The following is a 3,580-nucleotide window of genomic DNA, read 5'->3' on the forward strand; positions in this document are numbered from 1 at the left end:
GGCGCCGCCGGCGCGCAGGACGACCCCACCGCGACGTTGCGCGACCTGCTCGCGCGCGGCTTCTACAACGCCGCCGCGCAGCTGGAGGGTCCGCGGGTCGTGGAGGCCGCCCCCGACGACCCCGCCGCGCACCTGCTGTACGCCCGCGCGGCGCGCCTCACGGGGGACGTGGCGACCGCCCGCGCGGCGTTCGACGAAGCGGTGGCGTTGCGGGCGGCGGCCGGCGTCGCCGAGGACGCGGCCCTGCTGCACGAACGCGGCCTGCTGCTCGCCGCGGAGGGCGACGCCGACGCCGCCCTCGCGGCGCTGGAGGCGGCGTTCGCGCAGAGCGACGCGTACGGCCACGCGATGGACCTGGCGCGCGTCGCCTGGCGGGCCGGGCGGAGCGACGCGGCGCGGGAGGCGTACGCCCGCGCCGCGGAGACCGAACGCGGCGCGCGGGAGCCGTGGCCGCACCTCAACCGCGGGCGGATCCTGGCGCGCGAGGGCGCGACGGACGCCGCCCTCGAGGCGTTCGCGGTCGCGGTCGCGCGGGCGGAGGCGGAGGGCCGCACCAGCCTGGGGGCGCCGTCGCCGGCGCTGGTGGAGGCGCACTACCGGATCGGGACGCTGCTGCAGGCGCGCGGCGAGGTGGGGCGCGCCGAAGCGGCCTACCGCACCGCCCGCTCGTTGGACCCGAACTACCCGCCGGCGGTGCAGGCGCTGGATGCGCTCGCGCGGCGCGGCGACGAACGACCGCCCGACCCGGAGTGAGCCGCCTCGGGGGCGTCAGTTCAGGTTGCGGCCGCCCCCCTGGGCGCGGCCGCGCTCGTAGTCGCGGAGCACCGTCTCCCCGATCGTGCGGGGCGTCGTGAACGTCGCGCGCCCGTGCGTCATGTCGCTCACGCGGCGGACGAAGGCGACGAGCTCCGGGTCGCGCGCCAGCATGAACGTGTTGATCACGACCCCGTCGCGGCGGCAGCCGGCCACCTCGCGGAGGGTGCGGCCCATCACCAGCGGGTCGAGGCCCATGGCGTTGACGTAGACGCGGCCGTCCGGCATCGACAACGCCGTCGGTTTGCCGTCGGTGATCATGACGATCTGCTTGATCGCCGCCCGCTCGCGCTTGAGCAGCCGCCGGGCGACCTCGAGGCCGCCGGCGGTGTTCGTGTGGTACGGCCCGACCCGCGCGGTCGTCAACTGCGCGAGGGAGACCTCCTCGGCGCGGTCGTGGAACAGCACGAACTTCACGACGTCCCCCGGGTAGCGCGTCCGGATGAGGTGCGCGAGCGCCAGGGCGACCTGCTTCGCGGGCGTGAAGCGATCCTCGCCGTAGAGGATCATCGAGTGGCTGACGTCCAGCATCACGACCGTCGCGGCGGTCTCGCTCCGGTCGGCCTCGAGGACGTGCAGGTCGCCGTCCTCCAGCGTCAGGTCCGCCCCGCCGCGCGCCAGCGCGCTCTTGAAGGTCTCGGCGACGTCGAGGTGCATCGCGTCCCCGAAGCTCCAGGGGCGGCTGGCGCCGTTCGCCTCGACGCCGGCGTCGGTGAAGCGGGTGCGGTGCGCGCCGCCCGGGTCGCCGCCCCGCCCGCCGACGAGGTGCTCGAAGGTGCGTTGCCCCAAGAGGTCGGCGGCGGCGTCGGTCAGGGCGAAGGTCGCGTCGGCGGGGTCGTCCGGTTCGCCCTCCGCGCCGTCCCCCTCCGCCGCGGCGTCCGCGAGGCTGCGGCCGCCCTCGGCGCGCACGAAGCCGGCCGCCTCGAGCTTCGCGGCGAGGTCGCGGACGGTGCGGCCCAGCGCGGAGTCCATCCAGTCGTCCGCCTCGAACGCCTCCTCGAGCAGGTCGTCGGGGAGGAGGTCGGCGTCGTGGAGCGCCTGCGCGATCGCCTCGTAGAGGTCCTGCATCGTGGTGCCGGCCTCCGGGTCGGGATCGAACGGGTCCTGGTCGAACCCCGAGCCGGTGAGGCGGTCCTGCAGCATCCGCATGAGGTCGGCGGCGTCGAGGTCCTGCAGGGTCGCTTCGTACTTGGCGTAACGGAGGGGGGCCACGGCGCCTCAGTTCCAGCGCGTCCGCGCGAACGCCGCGCTGCGCGCGTCGGGTTCCGCCTTCTCGTAGCCGCGTTCCTCGCTCCGCGCGATCCGTTTCTTCGCGACCAACCCCTCGAGGACGAACTCCGTGGCGGCGTCGCGGAGCTCCGCGTCCGCCGCGGCGTCGGCGAGGAGGGCGTCGGCGGCGTCCAGGAGGCCGGGGACGGCCGCCATGGCGGCGAGGCGGGCGTCGACGTCGTCGTCGGGGAGGCGCAGCACGGCGTCGCCCTCGAAGAAATCGACGACGCTCGCGACGTCGACGTCGCCGGCGTGCGCGTCGAACGTCGCACCGACCGCGTCGCGCATCACGTCGCGGGCGACCGCCTCCGCGCCGCGCAGTTCGCCCTCGTACGCCAGCTCGAGCTTGCCGGTGACCGCCGCGAGGCCGCCCTCGAGGTCGCGGACGCGGGCGACGACGCGGTCGCGTCCGTGCGCCCAGGCGCGGCGTTCGGCGTTGCTGACGACGGTCTCGAGGAGGCTGATGGGGAGGCGCTGCGAGACGCCGGCGTGGTCGTCGACGCGGGCGTCCTCGCGGGCGCGGAAGGCGGTCCGCTCGACCGCTTCGGCGACCCAGGCGGGCAGCTCCAGGTCGCCGCCGCGCGCCGTCCACGCCTCCTGCAGGGTGATGCGGAGGCCGGCGTCGACGGTGTCGGGGTCGTGCGTGCGGACTTGGCTCCCGATGCGGTCCTTGAGGGGCGTGACGATGCGACCGCGGGCGGTGTAGTCCTCGGGGTTCGCGCTGAACACCGTCAGGACGTCGAGGGGGAGGCGGACGGGGTAGCCGCGGATCTGTACGTCCCCCTCCTGCATGACGTTGAACAGCGCGACCTGGACCTTGCCGGCGAGGTCGGGGAGTTCGTTGACGGCGAAGATCCCGCGGTGGGCGCGGGGCAACAGCCCATAGTGGACGGCGCGTTCGTCGCCGAGCTTCGTGCCCAACCGCGACGCCTTGATGGGGTCGACGTCGCCGACGAGGTCGGCGACGGTGACGTCGGGCGTCGCGAGCTTCTCGACGTACCGCTCGGCGCGGGGCCGCCAGGCGATGGCGGCGTCGTCGCCGTGCGCCGCGACGAGGTCGCGCCCCTCGCGGGTCGTGGGGGCGAGCGGGTCGTCGGGGAGTTCCGCGTCGGCGAGGACCGGCTGGACGTCGTCGAGCAGGTCCGCGACGGCGCGCAGCAGCCGCGTCTTGGCCTGCCCGCGCGTACCGAGGAGGATCAGGTCGTGCTTCGCGAGGAGGGCGTTGACGATGCCGGGGACGACGGTGCGGTCGTACCCGACGATGCCGGGGAACACCGGGCCCCCCTGCGCGAGGCGGGCGCGGAGGTTGGCGCGCACCTCGTCGCGGACGCTGCGTCCGGCGTGCTCGGCCCAGGGGGAGGCGCGGAGCGCGCCGAGGGTGGTCGGGCGTGGGGCGTCGGAGGCGTCCATGGCGAAAGCCTAGCAGCGCCCTCGGGATGAAACGGCGCGCGCGCTTCCAATGCCGGGGGCGGCGGAGCGCGGGGGTAGCATGCCGCAT

3 protein-coding genes are annotated in these 3,580 nt (G+C 75.6%); 1 reads left to right on the forward strand and 2 read right to left on the reverse strand.

Going from position 1 to position 3,580, the window contains the following annotated elements; all coding sequences use genetic code 11:
• On the forward strand, positions 1 to 753 hold a 753-nt coding region (locus tag RI554_10825; GenBank protein ID MDR9392509.1), incomplete at its 5' end, for a tetratricopeptide repeat protein.
• A gap of 15 nt (positions 754 to 768) precedes the next feature.
• On the opposite strand, the gene RI554_10830 is transcribed toward RI554_10825, so the two are convergent.
• Together RI554_10830 and RI554_10835 are read right to left on the reverse strand one after the other, a co-directional pair.
• Entirely contained in the window at positions 769 to 2,025 is a 1,257-nt protein-coding gene (locus RI554_10830) for a VWA domain-containing protein (protein MDR9392510.1), read from the reverse strand.
• 6 nt (positions 2,026 to 2,031) lie between these two features.
• Positions 2,032 to 3,492 (reverse strand): magnesium chelatase, encoded by a 1,461-nt coding sequence (locus RI554_10835; GenBank protein MDR9392511.1) that lies wholly within the window; start codon positions 3,490 to 3,492, stop codon positions 2,032 to 2,034.
• Between the last annotated feature and the right edge of the window lie 88 nt (positions 3,493 to 3,580).

It is taken from the genome of Trueperaceae bacterium, from assembly GCA_031581195.1.
GTDB lineage: Bacteria > Deinococcota > Deinococci > Deinococcales > Trueperaceae > SLSQ01.

What these genes read in the sequence shown, in the direction of transcription:
- RI554_10835 (MDR9392511.1), bottom strand. Translation starts at nt 3,492, where the DNA reads ATGGACGCCTCCGACGCCCCACGCCCGACCACCCTCGGCGCGCTCCGC.